We start from the raw sequence: 14,879 nt of genomic DNA on the forward strand, positions 1-14,879 counted from the left end.
TGTGAAGGTTCTAATCGTTGATGATGAAGTTTTGGTTCGCCGGTCTTTGTCCCGCGCATTTCGCGCCAAGGGACACGAAGTGGTCGAGGCTGAAAATGGAAACGAAGGTCTTGAGCAGTGGAAAAAGACCGCACCGGATTTGGTATTCCTGGATGTCTTGATGCCGGGAATGACGGGACCTGAAGTTCTGAAGGAAATCGGTGCGAGCCGCTCAGGCAAAGTAATTCTAATGTCTGCTTTTGCCGGAGAACACAACATGGAGACAGCCCTGCAAATGGGTGCTGAAATGTTCGTGCCGAAACCGTTTGAAGATATTTTTGCTGTTGTGAAAATGGCCGAGGATTTGTTGTCATGAGAGTTATTGCAGGGAAGTACCGTGGCCATCAGTTAGTAAGTTTCAATGCGGATCATATTCGTCCCACCACAGATCGCGTAAAAGAAACCATATTCAATAAGCTGCAGTTTCAACTGGAAGGCGCCAATGTCGCTGATTTGTTTTGCGGCACAGGCAACCTGGGAATCGAAGCCTTATCCCGTGATGCCAAGTTTTGTACATTTGTAGAGAAAAATCCCAAGTCGTTGACGATCACCCGACAAAATTTTGAAAAGCTGAAAGTTCCCCCGAGTCAGTACAAAATTATCAATATGGATGTTATTGCATTCTTAAAATCCTACACGGGTGAAGCCTTTGATATTATTTTTGCTGACCCTCCATTTACTGAAAAGATGGCGCACTTTGTGGTTGAAGCCGCAAGCGGCAGCCAAGCTTTCGGAAATCACACTGTGATGGCGATCGAATCCCAGCGTAAAGAGCGCATGGAGGATCGTTACGGACAATTGGTTCGTTACAGTAAAAAAGAGTACGGTGATAAAATCCTAAGCATGTTCTGTCACGAAAGTGCATTGGAAGAAGACACACAGGAAGAGGAAAATGAACATGAGTAAGATCGCCGTCTATCCCGGCAGCTTTGATCCTATCACTATGGGACACGTTGATATTATCAACCGCGTGGCGCCATTATATTCCGAAGTCGTAATTCTTGTGGCGCAGTCTGCACAAAAGCAATCCATGTTTTCCGCCCAAGAACGCAAAGAGTTGATTGAAAAATCCCTGTCTAATCTAAAAAATGTCAGAGTTGAGTTCTTCGAAGGTCTCACCGTGGACTACATGAAGAAAAACAACGCCCAGGTGATCATTCGTGGATTGCGTGCCGTGGTGGACTTTGAATACGAGTTAACGATGGCACAGATTAATAAAAAAATTGCTCCGGATATTGAAACCCTGCTGATGTTCGCAAGCCCCGAGTGCTATTACATTTCCTCCAGAGGTGTAAAAGAACTCGCAGTGAATGGTGGCGATCTTACTGGTTTTGTTCCCGATGTGGTTAAAGAGGCGATTACCAAAAAACTTAGAAAATAGGACCTTGCTGCATGTTGCAACTTTCAAAACGGGCCTTGAATTTAAAAACCTCTCCGACATTGTTCTTGGTCGCAAAAGCCAAAGAGCTGGCAGCCCAGGGACACGATGTGATTTCTTTGACTGTCGGGGAGCCTGATTGGCCCACGTTTGAAGTTCCCAGCCAAGCCGGTATCGAGGCTATTAACAAGAACATCACCAAGTACACAGCGGCGAATGGCACTCTGGAATTACGTCAGGCCATTGCCAGAAAAATCAAGTTTGAATTAGATCAATCCTACTCCACCAAGGAAATCACGGTGGCGTCAGGCGCGAAGTTTATTATCTTTGCAGCCCTGCAGATGCTTTGCTCGCCAGGTGATGAAGTTATTATCGGCGCACCTTATTGGGTCAGCTATCCGATGATGGTGGAACTGGCTGACGGAGTTCCGCGTATCATTGAGTGCGGTGAGCGGGAAAATTTTAAAATCACGCCAGAGCTTTTGGAAAAAGCCATCAATGCCAAAACCAAAGCTTTGTTGTTCTGTTCGCCAAGTAATCCAACCAGCCTGCTATACAGTGCCGATGAGCTAAAAGCGCTTGCGGAAGTTTTAAGAAAGCATCCGCAAGTCGCTATCATTTCCGATGATATGTATAATCGACTGGTATTCGACGGAACGAAAGTGGCGCCGCACATTCTTCAGGTCGCACCAGATCTGAAGGATCGAACGATTGCCGTGAATGGCGGATCCAAAGCGTATTCGATGACCGGTTGGAGAATCGGTTGGGCCGCAGGCCCTGAGAAGCTTATTACTGCGATGGCGGATTATCAAAGTCAGGCCACAGGTTCACCCTCCAGCATCTCTCAACATGCGGCTATGAAGGCCATAGAGCAGTGTGAGCCGGATATTGAACAAGTGGTGGTGAAACTTACCAGCCGAAAGAACTCCGGATTGGCAGAGCTTCGTTCTGTGCCAGGCTTTAAGGTTGCGGAGCCTGATGGTGCTTTCTATTTCTGGGTCGATATCAAGGCCTGCATCGGCAAAACCTATGACGGTCAGCTGATTAGAACTTCCAAGGATTTCTGCGATATTTTATTGGAGAAGTTTTTTGTGGCCACAGTTCCGGGAGCGGAGTGTGGCATGGACGGCTTTATGCGCCTGAGCTTCGCCGTTTCTGAGGAAACGATGAAGCGTGCGGTGATTCGTATGAAGGAATTTGTCGGAAAACTTTCCTAGTCGATCCAGATCAGCTTTTTAGCCATATCTTTCATTTTGCTTTCGTGAACAAGGTAAGCACCTTGTTCCTTCAGGCAAATGATGTCTTTGCGATAATCGCAGGAAGTGCCCCAGGAATTGCGAACCATGTAGTAGCAGGCATTGCCGATTTTTTTGCGACCCACAATCGTGGAAGCATGAGCGGCACCGAAAATACCACCGACATCCGTGATCTCAGAAGCATCGTATTCCAAAGAAATCAGTTTACGACGATTTAGCAACCAGTTGATCTGGCTGTTGATTGATTCAAACGGGTGAGTTTTCTTGCTCCACGTTTCGTATTTCAAGTGGTTAGGAATCGGCGTGGATTTAAAGCGGCAGGAGCTATCCAGAAAATAGAAAACCACGTCTTCCAAACTCACATTACGATGAGTCAGAAGATACTTTCTAACAACTTCCGGAGAAGTTGCAGGGAAGAATCCCTCTGCCAATTGTTTGAAGGATGTTTCGCAAAGATCTCTGCACGTGCCGGCGCGAATGTCCTTCATGCGATTGATAAGGAACGCCATTCCGTTGTGAACTTTGGTTCTGGCAGAGATATGAACTTCCTTGGTGCCCTGGGAAGGAACGTCGCTTTCCTTGCAAGCATAACCTAGGTCATACATTTTTCTAACAGCAACGCCGACCATTCCGCCTTCGGGAGTTGTGGTTTTATTCACCACTCCACGGCCGATTTTACCCAACACAGTCACTTCGCTGGAGTAATATGCAGAAAGGTGCAAAGCGGAAACGGGCATGCTCAAAGCTTGGCTAAGAATATCCGCGGCTGTGTAGCCGTAGCACCAACCGATGTCGCCTTGATCAGAGGGAGTTGTCATGAAAGTTTTTACGTCAGCAGGAAGGCTGTCGCGAACGTCGATATTTGAGCAATTACCAGAAGCAAAAGCATTTACCTGAAGTGTACAAATCGCAGCTACTAAGAAGCCCAAATATTTCATGTAAAATTTCCCCGTTTGTAAAAGTCCGAGACATATCGCAATTCCTGACGGGTTTGTCTATTCCCAATGTGACAAAAATGAGCGCCACTGACATTTTTACTCTATTTGTTTCACGCGTGTAATTACTACATTTCCTACGGGTCACTTGAAATGAAATATGAGTGAAGTTAATTTGCTTCATCTTCAGGAGAATAAGAATGAAAGCAGTTATCTTTTCATTGGTGCTTTTGGGTTCCACAGTAGCTTCCGCAGCCACTCAATGTGTTGGCGCAACAGATCGTATGAACCTTCAACTGGTTCAAAAGGAAAACTCTGTTGCAGTGAAGTATCAAATGAATCCACGCGATTTCAGCAAGTACGGTGATCCATCAGGTGAGCTTAAGATTCAGTTCCAGGAAGGCACAGCGTATGATGTTCAAGGAACTACTTTGGATGGTCTACTGCAGAACAAAAAAGTTCTAACGAAGTTAGTGGTAAGCGGCATTTTCAGCACAGCTTACTTTGCCGGTGAAGAAGACATGGCCCACGTCGAAGCGGGCGACCTGATCGCTGCTCTTAAATGCCAATAAATAAAAAAACCCTGCTTGAGAGAGCAGGGTTTTTTTATTTCCTAAAACAGATTCTTAAAGAAGTTCATGATTTTCGTGAAGAAACCAACTTCCGCCTGAGGCTGATCAACCGAGCTTGGCGTACGGGTCGCATCACACTGATATTTGATTTCAATTTTGCTGCCCGCTGGTACCGGCGTATCGAACACGATACTCATACCTTGCGTACGGTAGCTTAAAGAAGCCAGTGTCGGAGTGATCTTTACCACCGGTGTGCCCACTGGTGTACATTCCAGATTCACGCTGCTAAGAGAGTCCACGATCTTATCCACGAACAAATTCAGGTTCGTGCCGAAGTCAGACTCACAGATACTACCGATACCGCCACCCGTAAGATTTGAAAGAGCTGCGTATTGAACGCCGTAATGGCTTTTTGCGCCACCAGCATCCTGAGTTTTCATACAAGCGCTATCGCCCGGTTTTACGATGATGGAGTTCACAGTAAAGCGTTTATTTGCGCCGAACGTGGACTTCACGTAGTCGACAAACACCTGAGGTTTGTCTTCGTTTTCAAGTTCGTAGAATTCGTCCTTATAGTATTGCTGAGTTTTATCGCCACCAATACTGCGTTCGTCTTCGTCAGAAATAATAATATAAGCAATGGCCGCATCAGCACGATAGCAACCACTTACGCCAGAGTACTTGTAGTCACCATTGTACACATGGTGGTAAGCCGCTTTGATTGCGCGCTCATCATTAGAACCTGCCCAGCCGGCACCCACGTAATTAATTGTTTGCGCGAATACGTTGGCAAGATCCGAAGCTCCACGTTTAAGAACCAGGCCCAGTGTTGTGTTAGGGGAGGCACTGTTGGACTGCCAGTAAATCGAAGCACCCCAGGAAACGGAGTTAGCTCCACTTGGAAGGCCGCGAGTCGGTGTTAAACACATTTGCCAATCCAGATTTTTCGTCGACTGCAGTTTCGACACGAAGCTGGAAAGTTTAGCAGCAAGCTTTTGGTTATCCGCAAGCATTGAGGCTGAATCATCCACCACCAAGACGATATCCAATTTATTGTTGGAAGCTTCAACCGTATTGCTATAAGTAACGTCTCGCAAATTCGGAGTAGGTGACGGTGACGTGGTAGGAGTTGTCGTCGGGGTCGTAGTTGGCGTCACAGTCGGAGTCGGTGACTCTTCAGGCGTGTTCGACGTTTTAACCGACGGAGAACTGAACTGCACCGGATTACACGCGGTAAGGCCAATCAACAAAAGCGGCAACGCTGCAGCGGCCTTTTTCTGTAAAGACAAAAACATACTTCCATTTCCCCTTTGGTGCAGGATAGCACAGGAAGTGACGCCGTCTCAAAATTTACCAAGTCCAGTCTGGGTTTGAGACAATCCAGACCTTCGTCTCATTGTGGGAACTGACCTTCAAATACTAGAATTAAATCCATGTTCTCGAAGGAGGCAGGGTGAGCTTTTGGTTTTTAACTCAATTGTTGGTGAACGTGATTCTTTTGGCCGGTGTAATTGGCGTTTGGGTACGAATGAATCGCCCGGCTAAGGATGATCCGCGTTTAAGCAAGGGGTTGCAGCTATTGCAAAGCAAGATCGCTGTTTTAGAGGATCTTTCTGATCGTACCGAGACTCAGGTGAATCAATTGACGGCCTTGCTGGAACAAAAAGTAAAAGATATCCAATCCAAAATTCAGGCGTCAGAAAAGCAGATCGCGAAAATCGATCAAAGCATGCAAAAAAGTATGGAAGTCGCAAAGATTTTCCAGGACCGTATCCCGCATACTGAAATTGTGGAACGCCAGAACACTATTAAATACGTTAAAGCTGCTCGCTTGGCCCATCAGGGTATGAGTGCCGATGAAATTGCAGCGCAAGTGGATCTTTCCATGGGAGAGATCGAATTTATTGCGAAGGTGAACAAAGACCAACTGATGTTCTGCGAAGACAGTTTGCCGGAATGGGCTAACGAGGGAACAGATGTTTCTGAAACAGCCGCATCTGATTTCAGTGATGTAGATAACATCTCTTTCATGAAGCCATTGCAAAGAGCTGGATCAGATATCAGCACCGCTTTCGATGTTCCCCATACAGAAAATGATTCTATGAAAAAACTGGGCGATGCTTTTAAAGCGGCCTGCCAGGAAGTCCAAGAAGAGGAAGCAGAAGCGGAAAAAGCACCCAGCATTTTTGATGTGACTCACAATATTGCACAAAACTTCCTTGGTGAAAAACCCGCTCCGGCAACACCGACGGCGGTTACTTCCAAGCCCTCACCAGCTCCAGCGAAAGCCAAATCCGCGACAGCTCCAAATATCAGACCGGTCGAGTTCCGCCGTATTGATATGGTGAATGATCTGGAGTAGTTCGTGGCAAGTGAAGCGTTTCTGAAAACACTGACCAAGGGGCAGATCCTGCACGCGATTGTCGAAGAAAAACAATCGGGCCGGGATGTCCTGTGCAGTTTTAACGGATACCTTCTAAGAATTGCAAATCACAGTGGCCAGCCGATGGACAAAGGCCAGACTGTTCGGGTGCAGATTCGTTGCACCGATCCTCTTGAATTTCAGATTTTTGATCCCAACACTATAAAGTTTGAACGTGTAATTTGAAAGCCAAGACCCTGACTTGTTTGCGAGTTCAGGGTTCCGGCGGAAGACTGTAATTATCGTTCAGTATCACCATGCAAGGGGAAAGATATGCGAGCGTTTTGCGGCCTATTGTTATCTATGGCAATGGCAGTCAGTCCAATGGCCTATTCATTTTCGATGAAATCGGAAAATTCAAAACATCACATCGTGGGTGGAGTGGAAGCTTCTCCGGGAGAGTTCCCTTGGATCGTTTCTTTAATAGATAAAGACGGTCAGGCCTATTGCGGCGGGAGTTTGATCCATAAGAAGTGGGTCCTTACCGCAGCTCATTGTATGAAGGCGGCGGCTCCCGTAAAAATTCTGGTGGGTCTTTTCCAGATGTCCAACCCCGACGGCGCAGAAGTTCACACCGCTGTCCGCTTTGTTAATCATCCTAAAAAAGGCTATTTTTCAAACGACTACGATTACTCGCTGATTGAGCTGTCGACAGAATCTGCGATCACTCCCGTCGAGTTAAACAAAGAAGAAATTCAAATTCCCACAGAGCCGGATGCTCCCGCGGTGATGACGACGGTTGCCGGTTGGGGGTCTTTAAAATCCAACGGTCCCACGCCGGATATTTTGAATAAGGTGGATGTGCCTTTGGTAAATCAGCAAAGTTGCAACAAAGTGTATTCTCCCTTTGGCTTTGAAGTTTCTGATCGCATGATATGCGCGGGATTTGCAGCCGGTGGCAAAGATTCCTGTCAGGGCGACAGCGGTGGTCCGATGATCATCAAAACCACAGAGAAAGTATTGTTGGCCGGAGTAGTCAGCTGGGGCATGGGGTGTGCTGAGCCCAATTACCCGGGAGTTTATGCGAAAGTAAATGCAGTGACCGAATGGATTGCGCAAACTATGGCTGTGGAGGAGCCACCTCAACCTTAGTCCAGGGAAGCTGGACCAAGACACAGATTATACCCAAATTGGAACTAGCCTTTGGCTCGTCTGTAAAAACAAATAACAATGTCTAAGCACATTTATTTTTGAAGGATTCAAAAAGAGAGGACACGGACATGAAAGTTTTGAACTACCTACTAGTAGCAGGTCTAGTATTAACAGGTGCAGTTTCCACAGCAGCGCAAAAAGTTGGCGCTAAAATCGTTGGAGGCGTTGAAGCGGCTCCGGGCGAATTCCCATACATCGTATCTCTTCAAGGTAACTACGGCGGTCACTTTTGCGGTGGTTCGTTGATCAAGCCTAACTGGGTTTTGACAGCAGCTCACTGTGTAAAAGGTTCTTCCGTTAAAGCGATCAAAATCGGTCTTCTTAGCCAAAAAGACACGGCTAATGTTGAAACTTTCAAGCCAGTTAAAATCGTAGCTAACGCTGGTTACCCAGGTGGCGGCACAGATTTCGACTACGCTTTGATCCAATTGGATGGCAACTCCACTTACGCTCCAGTTGAATTGAACACGACTGAAATCGTAATCCCGGAAGACGGCACTGAAGTTATGTCTACAACTGCTGGTTGGGGCGCGACTAAAGAAGGTTCTTACGGTCTTCCAGACAAATTGCAAAAAGTTGAGGTTCCATTGGTTTCCCAAGCTGCTTGTAACAAAGCGTACGCTGGTAAAATCACAGATCGCATGATCTGCGCTGGTTACACTCAAGGTGGCAAAGACTCTTGCCAAGGCGATTCTGGTGGTCCATTGGTGGCTACAGCTGACGACGGTCACACTTACCTGATCGGTGTAGTAAGCTGGGGTAAAGGTTGTGCACGTGCCGGCTTCCCGGGCGTTTATTCCAAAGTCAATGCAGCAATTGACTGGATCAAAGAAACTATTGCTGAATAAAACCCAGCTTTTGGCTTAAAACTTAGAACCCGTGGCTTAAAAACCACGGGTTTTTTCATTGCCAAATCGCGCCGTGGGGCCGGACTTGCTTTTCCATTAAAAAAGAGTAAATCCATTAACAGTATGCAAAATAAAGAATTTGATATCTTAGTAGTCGGTGCCGGCATTATCGGAACTTCCGTAGGTGCAGAGCTTGCTCGTCGTGGTGCCAAAGTTTGTGTAATCGATAAAGGAACTGTGGGCCGTGGTTGCTCGTACGGAAATGCAGGCTGGATGACTCCTTGTTTTTCCATGCCGTTGCCAATGCCGGGTATGTTCCTGAAATCCATGAAGTGGTTGGCGAATCCTAACAGCCCCCTTCATATCAAACCTTCCCTGTCGTTGGATCTGGCTGCATGGCTCTTCCACTTCATGAAGGCGATGAATGAAAAACAAGCGCGTCGCGCAGTTGAAGGCTTGGTCGTTCTTTCCCAAAAATCTTTGGAAGAGTACGCAAAACTGGGTCTGAAATATCCTAAAACCCGTTTCGAACAAAAAGGTCTTTTGATGGTTTCCCGCACTAAAGAAGGTGTGGCAGCAGCCGTTGAGGAACTTGAATACGTTCGCGGCGTGGGTGTAACCGGTAAACAAATGTCCGGTGAAGAGATCATGGCGTTTGAGCCTGCATTCCGTCCACCGATGCTGGGTGGTGTATACTTCGATCAGGAAGCAATGGCCGAACCGTTCCAGGTGGTTCAGGCGATGGCTGATGAAATTCGCGCCAACGGTGGCGAGATCATCGAAAATTGCGAATTGATGGATCTTGAAATCCAGGGTGGCAAAGTGACTAAAGCACTTACATCCCAGGGTGAATTTAAATTTAAAGAAATCGTTGTGGCGACGGGCAGCTGGTCGAAAGATCTTGCGAAGTTGTTGCAACTTAGAATTCCAATTTTGGGCGGCAAAGGTTACGCGATGATCGTGCCTAAACTGGAAAAACAGCCAAAATACCCAATCATGTTCCTGGAGAACAAAATCGCAATCACTCCTCGCGAGAACTCATTGCGTATTGCGGGTACTTTGGAACTTGTGGATCAGGATTTCTCTATCACTGAACGTCGTGTGAACAACATCAAACGCGGTGCCAGCGAGCTGTTGTACCTTCCGGAAAAACTGGAAGTTCAGGAATTGTGGGCGGGTCTTCGTCCATGTACTCCAGACGGTGTGCCATTGATCGGTTACCACAATAAGATCTCCAACCTTATGTTGGCGGTGGGACATCAGATGCTGGGTCTACAATCCGGCGCAGGTACAGGTTTGCTGGTGGCAGATATTATCGACAAGAAAAAACCATTTGTCGATCTCGACCTCTTCAGTCCAAATCGTTTCTAAAAAAAAAGCCCGGGTGACCGGGCTTTTTTATTTTTAAATTTAGATACAGATTTATTTCTTTTTGCCTTTAGCTTCCACTTTTTTAGCAGCAGCTTTTTCTTCTTTGGCAGCAGCGGCAGCTTCTTTTTTAGCGCCGGCTTTTTTAGCCTTACGTTGTTGAATGATACGATCCAAAATGTCGTAAGATTCTTTTTGCAGGTCGTTTTCAAAAACGAAGCGATAGAAGCCTTCGATTTCAGGGCTTTGGCGGAACTTTTTTAGTGATGTAGGCAAGCTTTCAGACTGAACGAAATCAATGGAGCTACCGTCTTTTGAGAGCTTAACTTTTTCTGCCATCTTTAAATCCCCTAATGTTTTTAAGAACTTGTACATTAAATCGAAGGATCGAAGCAAGCAGAAAATGCCCTCCCAGTCCGCGTATTATTTTACTTTGAATTAACTAAACCATTGAATTTCTTTGGAAAATACTGGAAATTGGGGCTTCCAATCAGGGGAGGTGTTACAGTGCTCATTTTAGATGGCAAAGAAGTATCAAAACAAATTCGCGCCTCCCTGGTTCCTCGCATTGAATCATTTAAAAGCAAAAACGGCCGCGCACCTCATTTGGCGGTGGTTATTGTGGGCGAGGATCCAGCCAGTCAAATTTACGTTCGCAACAAAAAGAAAGCCTGCGAATCAGTGGGCATGACTTCCACGATTCATGCGTTGCGTGCGGATATCACTCAAAATGAACTGACTGAGATGATTGAGACCCTGAACAATGACGAAGGCGTGGATGGAATTCTGGTTCAGTTTCCGTTGCCTAAACACTTAAGCTCCCACGAAGTTTTACAGACAGTTTCTCCCGATAAAGACGCGGATGGTTTGACATACAAATCCCTGGGATATTTCTTTGCGGGAAAACCGTTGGTCAGTCCATGCACTCCCAAGGGAGTGATGTCGATCCTTGCGCATTATAAAATCAAAGTTGAAGGTTTGAATGCTGTCGTCGTAGGGCGCAGTAACATTGTCGGAAAGCCGATGGCGACTCTATTGTCAGAAGCCAATGCCACGGTGACCTTGTGTCATTCAAAAACAAAAGATCTGGTCGAGTTCACTCGCAAAGCAGATCTGGTTGTTGTTGCTGCCGGCAAAGTTCATTTGCTTGGCAAGGATGACTTTAAGAAAGATGCTATTGTTATCGACGTGGGGATTCATGGTTCCGGCCAAGGGCAAAAGGTTCAGGGCGACGTCAGATTTTCAGAGCTTCAAGGTTGGGTGAAAGCCGCAACTCCGGTTCCTGGTGGTGTCGGTCCTATGACGATTACGACTCTTTTGGAAAATACCTGTTTGTTGGCGGAAAACAGAACAGGCCGTTAGTTTCTATTTCTCGAGGTTATTATGTTTACAGGATTTTTGAAGAATGTCTGGTACGTGGCTTTGCCCAGTGCAGAGCTTGCCATCAATAAAGCTCAAGCCCGCAAAATTTTGAATGAACCTGTGGTGTTCTTCCGCAACTCCCAAGGCAAAGTGTCTGCGATGCGCGATATCTGTCCTCATCGTGGAATTCCATTAAGCTATGGCCGTGTGGTTAACGACACTCTGGAGTGTCCTTATCATGGATGGAAGTTCAATGGTTCCGGTGTGTGCACAGAAATTCCTTCCCTGTGTGCGGATCAGGATTTAAATCCGAACAAAATCAAAGTGCGCAGTTATCCCGTTCACGAGGCCCAGGGTTTGATCTGGGTATTCATGGGTGACAAGGATTTTGATTTAAGCAAAGTTCCAACGCCGCCAGTGATGAAGGGTTTTGCAGACGATAAAAAACCAAATCTGACTTACGTGGTGAATTTCCCATGTCACGTCGATCACGCGGTGATCGGTCTGATGGACCCGGCACACGGACCTTACGTGCATAAGAGCTGGTTCTGGCGCTCTGAAAAAACCATGCTGGAAAAGAAAAAACTTTTCGGTCCCGTGGACTATGGCTTTCAGATGATCCGCCATCAGCCTTCTTCGAATTCCAAAGCCTACAAGCTTTTAGGCGGAGTGCCGACCACTGAAATCACTTTCACTTTGCCGTGCGTGCGGGTTGAACACATTCAGGTGGGCGAGCGCAAATTCTACTCCTACACAGCGTTAACTCCGGTGGATGAGAAAAACACCCGAGTCACTCAGTTGGCGGTGTGGGATATTCCATGGTTGTCGGTGCTTAAGCCCGCGGTTAATCGCTTTGGTAAGGTCTTCCTTGGTCAGGATATGGAAGCCGTCACCAAGCAGCAGGATGGTTTGAAATACGATCCAAGTCTGATGCTGATCAAAGACGCCGACACGCAGGCTAAATGGTATTACTCTTTGAAAACCGAATACCATAATGCGCTGGAGGAAAATCGCGAATTTGTGAATCCGGTTAAACAGACAGAGCTTCGCTGGAGAAGTTAGTAATGATTAGAATTTTGTCAGCAGCAGCTGCTGTTTTGGTTTTTTCAACCCACGCTCAGGCATTCAGCCTGAAGTACATTGGCGAAACGTCCATTGTGACGGGGGCTAAGTTCGAAAACACTACGATTGGTGGATTGTCGGGCATTACGTATAAAGATGGCGTCTTAAATGCCATCAGTGATGATAAAGGGCGCTGGGGAGAGCCGCGCATTTATCAGTTTGAATTTAAAGTAAACGACAAATCCATTGTTTTGATTCCGAAGTCCGTGAAAGAAGTGAAAGGTCTTCCAAAGGAAGGCCGCCGCAGAGCTTTTGTGGATCTGGAAGGTCTTGCGCTATTGCCGGAAGGTGATTTCCTTGTTTCTTCAGAAGGCAATGGCGATTTGAAACCGCGTTCGATGCCGCGAGTGTTTCGGGCAGGGGCTGACGGTAAATGGAAGTCGGATATCTCAATCCCGGAAAAGTATCTTCCAGAGAGCACAGGTCAACAAAGCAAAGGTGTACAGAACAATGGCGCCCTTGAAGGACTGACGACCACCGGTGATGGAAAGTTTATGTTCACTTGTCTAGAGGCGCCGCTGACTCAAGACATCGACATGGAGACTGAAGCTTCTGGTGTTGTTGTGCGCATTCTTAAGTTTGAAGATCGCGGCGCTCAGCGCGGATACTTCACTCCGGCGGCAGAATTCGCATACAAAGTAGATGCGTATCACGACAATCAAATTGGCCGCGAGATTTTCCGGGGAGTTTCAGAAATTCTGGCACTTACTGACAGCAAGATAATTGTTTTGGAGCGCGGAGCACGCATTCACGGCAAAGGCTGGAAATCCACAGTGGCCTTGTATTTGGCGGATGTGACCAAGGCGACCAATACGTTGTCCATGATCAAACTTGCTGATCACAAGTACACGCTGGCTGAAAAAACCAAACTTTTGGATTTTGAAACAGATTTAGTAAAAGTCCGCGGTAAAAAAGATGTTCAAAATTTTGAAGCTTTGGCGTTCGGTCCAAAACTGCCGGATGGCCGCCGCACACTTCTGGTGATGTCTGATAATAATTTTTCCAAGAACGAAGTCACTGAACTTCTGGTTTTTGCAATTGAAGGTGAATAAACAATGGTAACTGTCTGGAGACTTCGTACCGGGGCTGATAAACGCATTCGCAGTGGGCATCCTTGGGTTTTTTCCAATGAGCTTTCCGTAAGCCCCAAAGGCTTGCCGCCGGGCTCACCAGTGGAATTGCAGGACGCTAAAGGCCAGTTCCTGGCACGTGGGTATGGTAACCCTCACTCTTTGATTGCGTTTCGTGCGCTGACTTTCAATAGTCAGGATAAAGAGCCAACGGGTTTTGATTTTCTTCAGAATAAAATCTTAAGCTCCTGGCAGGTTCGCAAGGCTGCAGGCTTCCGTGGCAGTTTCCGTTTGGCATTCGGGGAGTCAGATTATATTCCCGGTATCGTCCTGGATTATTACGTTATCGAGCAAGCCGGCAAAAAAGCCCAGGTTTTCGTCGCACAACTGGTCACAGCGGGAATGGATTTGGCTTTGCAAAATACCGAAGCCTTCTTTAAGGGACTTGCTGAAAAAGCCAATGAACAGGGGCTTTCAGAGTTTGATTGGTCGCAGACAGCTGTGATTATTCGCAATGATGTGAGTGTCAGAAAGCTTGAAGGACTTACTAATAACGACGCCCGAGTCGTGAAAGATCTTCCGGATTTCAAGTTGGATCATGTTGAAATTCTCTTGAATGCAGCCGCTGATGCGGGTGTGATCAAAATGAGCTGTGATTTGCGTGAAGGACAGAAAACTGGTTTCTTCCTGGATCAAACTCATAATATTTATCTGGCTATTAATTTATTTAAAAACTGGGCAAAACAGCAAAAGACCAAAACCATTCGGGTATTGGATTTATGCTGTTACGTAGGACACTGGTCTACGCAAATCACCCGCGCTTTAAAAGCGGAAGGTTTTGAAGTGGAAGTTTCCCTGGTGGACGTTTCAAAAACGGCGCTCGCTTTTGCCAAAGAAAACGCCGAGCGTGAAGGTGCGAAGGTCACAGTTCATGAAATGGACGTTCTGGAAGGTTTGGCTAATTTGCCGACAGGACAGTATGACATCGTGATTTCAGATCCGCCGGCATTTATCAAAGCCAAGAAAGATATTCCGACTGGAAAAGCGGCCTATATCAAGATGAACACTCATGCATTCCGTTTGGCCAAGAAAAATGGATTCGTGGCTTCATGCTCATGTTCAGGCCTGCTTGAAGAGGAAGAATTCCGCGATGCCATTCGCAAAGCCTCCCTTAGAAACTACAGCGAGGTTCGCAGCGTTTTAAGAGGTGGGCACGCGGCTGACCATCCAACTTTGATGCAGTTTCCTGAGGGTTTTTATCTAAAAATGTACGTGCACTATATTGTGTAACCTTGTGCTGGACTAAGGGCTTGCAAAGAGCCCTTAGTACGTCTCACGAAATTCTATTTCCTTCT

Annotated in this window: 17 protein-coding genes; 14 read left to right on the top strand and 3 right to left on the bottom strand. The window is 46.6% G+C overall.

The window, feature by feature from the left end; translation table 11 throughout:
* The first annotated feature begins 1 nt into the window (after position 1).
* The 4 genes from ACLWNV_RS02585 to ACLWNV_RS02600 are packed head-to-tail and all read left to right on the top strand — an operon-like array spanning position 2 to position 2,634.
* Entirely contained in the window at positions 2 to 355 is a 354-nt protein-coding gene (locus tag ACLWNV_RS02585; protein WP_413586349.1) for a response regulator, read from the top strand.
* Positions 352 to 945, top strand: a complete 594-nt coding sequence (rsmD, locus tag ACLWNV_RS02590; RefSeq protein WP_413586350.1) for a 16S rRNA (guanine(966)-N(2))-methyltransferase RsmD — start codon at positions 352 to 354, stop codon at positions 943 to 945. The genes ACLWNV_RS02585 and rsmD overlap by 4 nt, the downstream gene beginning before the upstream one ends.
* Positions 938 to 1,420, top strand: coding sequence for a pantetheine-phosphate adenylyltransferase (gene coaD, locus ACLWNV_RS02595; protein WP_413587617.1), 483 nt, complete (start codon positions 938 to 940; stop codon positions 1,418 to 1,420). The genes rsmD and coaD overlap by 8 nt, the downstream gene beginning before the upstream one ends.
* 11 nt (positions 1,421 to 1,431) lie before the next feature.
* A complete protein-coding gene (locus ACLWNV_RS02600) occupies positions 1,432 to 2,634 on the top strand; it encodes a pyridoxal phosphate-dependent aminotransferase (RefSeq protein ID WP_413586351.1) in 1,203 nt (400 codons plus the stop codon).
* On the opposite strand, the gene ACLWNV_RS02605 is transcribed toward ACLWNV_RS02600, so the two are convergent.
* Complete coding sequence (locus tag ACLWNV_RS02605; protein ID WP_413586352.1) at positions 2,631 to 3,611, bottom strand: hypothetical protein; 981 nt, start codon at positions 3,609 to 3,611, stop codon at positions 2,631 to 2,633. The two genes, ACLWNV_RS02600 and ACLWNV_RS02605, sit on opposite strands and share 4 nt — an antisense overlap.
* 197 nt (positions 3,612 to 3,808) lie before the next feature.
* On the opposite strand from ACLWNV_RS02605, the gene ACLWNV_RS02610 reads away from it, so the two are divergent.
* Positions 3,809 to 4,180: a hypothetical protein gene (locus tag ACLWNV_RS02610; protein WP_413586353.1), complete on the top strand. Its 372-nt coding sequence runs from the start codon at positions 3,809 to 3,811 to the stop codon at positions 4,178 to 4,180.
* Between the two features lie 41 nt (positions 4,181 to 4,221).
* Here the strand turns inward: ACLWNV_RS02610 and ACLWNV_RS02615 are convergent, their stop codons facing one another.
* On the bottom strand, positions 4,222 to 5,475 hold the full coding sequence (locus ACLWNV_RS02615; RefSeq protein WP_413586354.1) for a hypothetical protein: 1,254 nt from the start codon (positions 5,473 to 5,475) through the stop codon (positions 4,222 to 4,224).
* A gap of 158 nt (positions 5,476 to 5,633) precedes the next feature.
* Between ACLWNV_RS02615 and ACLWNV_RS02620 the strand changes: the two genes are divergently transcribed.
* From ACLWNV_RS02620 to ACLWNV_RS02640, 5 genes are all read left to right on the top strand, one after another.
* Positions 5,634 to 6,542, top strand: a complete 909-nt coding sequence (locus tag ACLWNV_RS02620; RefSeq protein ID WP_413586355.1) for a DUF2802 domain-containing protein — start codon at positions 5,634 to 5,636, stop codon at positions 6,540 to 6,542.
* A gap of 3 nt (positions 6,543 to 6,545) precedes the next feature.
* A complete protein-coding gene (locus ACLWNV_RS02625) occupies positions 6,546 to 6,788 on the top strand; it encodes a hypothetical protein (RefSeq protein ID WP_413586356.1) in 243 nt (80 codons plus the stop codon).
* 87 nt (positions 6,789 to 6,875) lie between these two features.
* A complete protein-coding gene (locus ACLWNV_RS02630) occupies positions 6,876 to 7,694 on the top strand; it encodes a serine protease (protein WP_413586357.1) in 819 nt (272 codons plus the stop codon).
* Between the two features lie 128 nt (positions 7,695 to 7,822).
* Positions 7,823 to 8,602, top strand: a complete 780-nt coding sequence (locus ACLWNV_RS02635) for a serine protease (RefSeq protein ID WP_413586358.1) — start codon at positions 7,823 to 7,825, stop codon at positions 8,600 to 8,602.
* Between the two features lie 123 nt (positions 8,603 to 8,725).
* The gene (locus ACLWNV_RS02640) at positions 8,726 to 9,973 is read left to right on the top strand and encodes an NAD(P)/FAD-dependent oxidoreductase (RefSeq protein ID WP_413586359.1); all 1,248 of its coding nucleotides are present in this window, start codon (positions 8,726 to 8,728) and stop codon (positions 9,971 to 9,973) included.
* A gap of 51 nt (positions 9,974 to 10,024) precedes the next feature.
* On the opposite strand, the gene ACLWNV_RS02645 is transcribed toward ACLWNV_RS02640, so the two are convergent.
* Positions 10,025 to 10,309, bottom strand: coding sequence for a hypothetical protein (locus ACLWNV_RS02645; RefSeq protein ID WP_340598729.1), 285 nt, complete (start codon positions 10,307 to 10,309; stop codon positions 10,025 to 10,027).
* A gap of 168 nt (positions 10,310 to 10,477) precedes the next feature.
* Between ACLWNV_RS02645 and folD the strand changes: the two genes are divergently transcribed.
* Genes folD through ACLWNV_RS02665 form a run of 4 tightly spaced genes read left to right on the top strand, consistent with a single transcriptional unit; the run spans position 10,478 to position 14,814 of the window.
* Positions 10,478 to 11,332: a bifunctional methylenetetrahydrofolate dehydrogenase/methenyltetrahydrofolate cyclohydrolase FolD gene (gene folD, locus ACLWNV_RS02650; RefSeq protein ID WP_413586360.1), complete on the top strand. Its 855-nt coding sequence runs from the start codon at positions 10,478 to 10,480 to the stop codon at positions 11,330 to 11,332.
* Between the two features lie 21 nt (positions 11,333 to 11,353).
* The gene (locus ACLWNV_RS02655) at positions 11,354 to 12,394 is read left to right on the top strand and encodes a Rieske 2Fe-2S domain-containing protein (protein WP_413586361.1); all 1,041 of its coding nucleotides are present in this window, start codon (positions 11,354 to 11,356) and stop codon (positions 12,392 to 12,394) included.
* 2 nt (positions 12,395 to 12,396) lie between these two features.
* Positions 12,397 to 13,506 carry an esterase-like activity of phytase family protein gene (locus tag ACLWNV_RS02660; RefSeq protein WP_413586362.1) on the top strand — a complete coding sequence of 370 codons (1,110 nt, stop codon included), beginning with the start codon at positions 12,397 to 12,399 and terminating at the stop codon, positions 13,504 to 13,506.
* A gap of 3 nt (positions 13,507 to 13,509) precedes the next feature.
* Positions 13,510 to 14,814 (top strand): class I SAM-dependent rRNA methyltransferase, encoded by a 1,305-nt coding sequence (locus ACLWNV_RS02665; protein WP_413586363.1) that lies wholly within the window; start codon positions 13,510 to 13,512, stop codon positions 14,812 to 14,814.
* Positions 14,815 to 14,879: the final 65 nt, after the last annotated feature.

It is taken from the genome of Bdellovibrio sp. HCB274, assembly GCF_047306075.1.
In the GTDB taxonomy this organism is placed as follows: domain Bacteria; phylum Bdellovibrionota; class Bdellovibrionia; order Bdellovibrionales; family Bdellovibrionaceae; genus Bdellovibrio.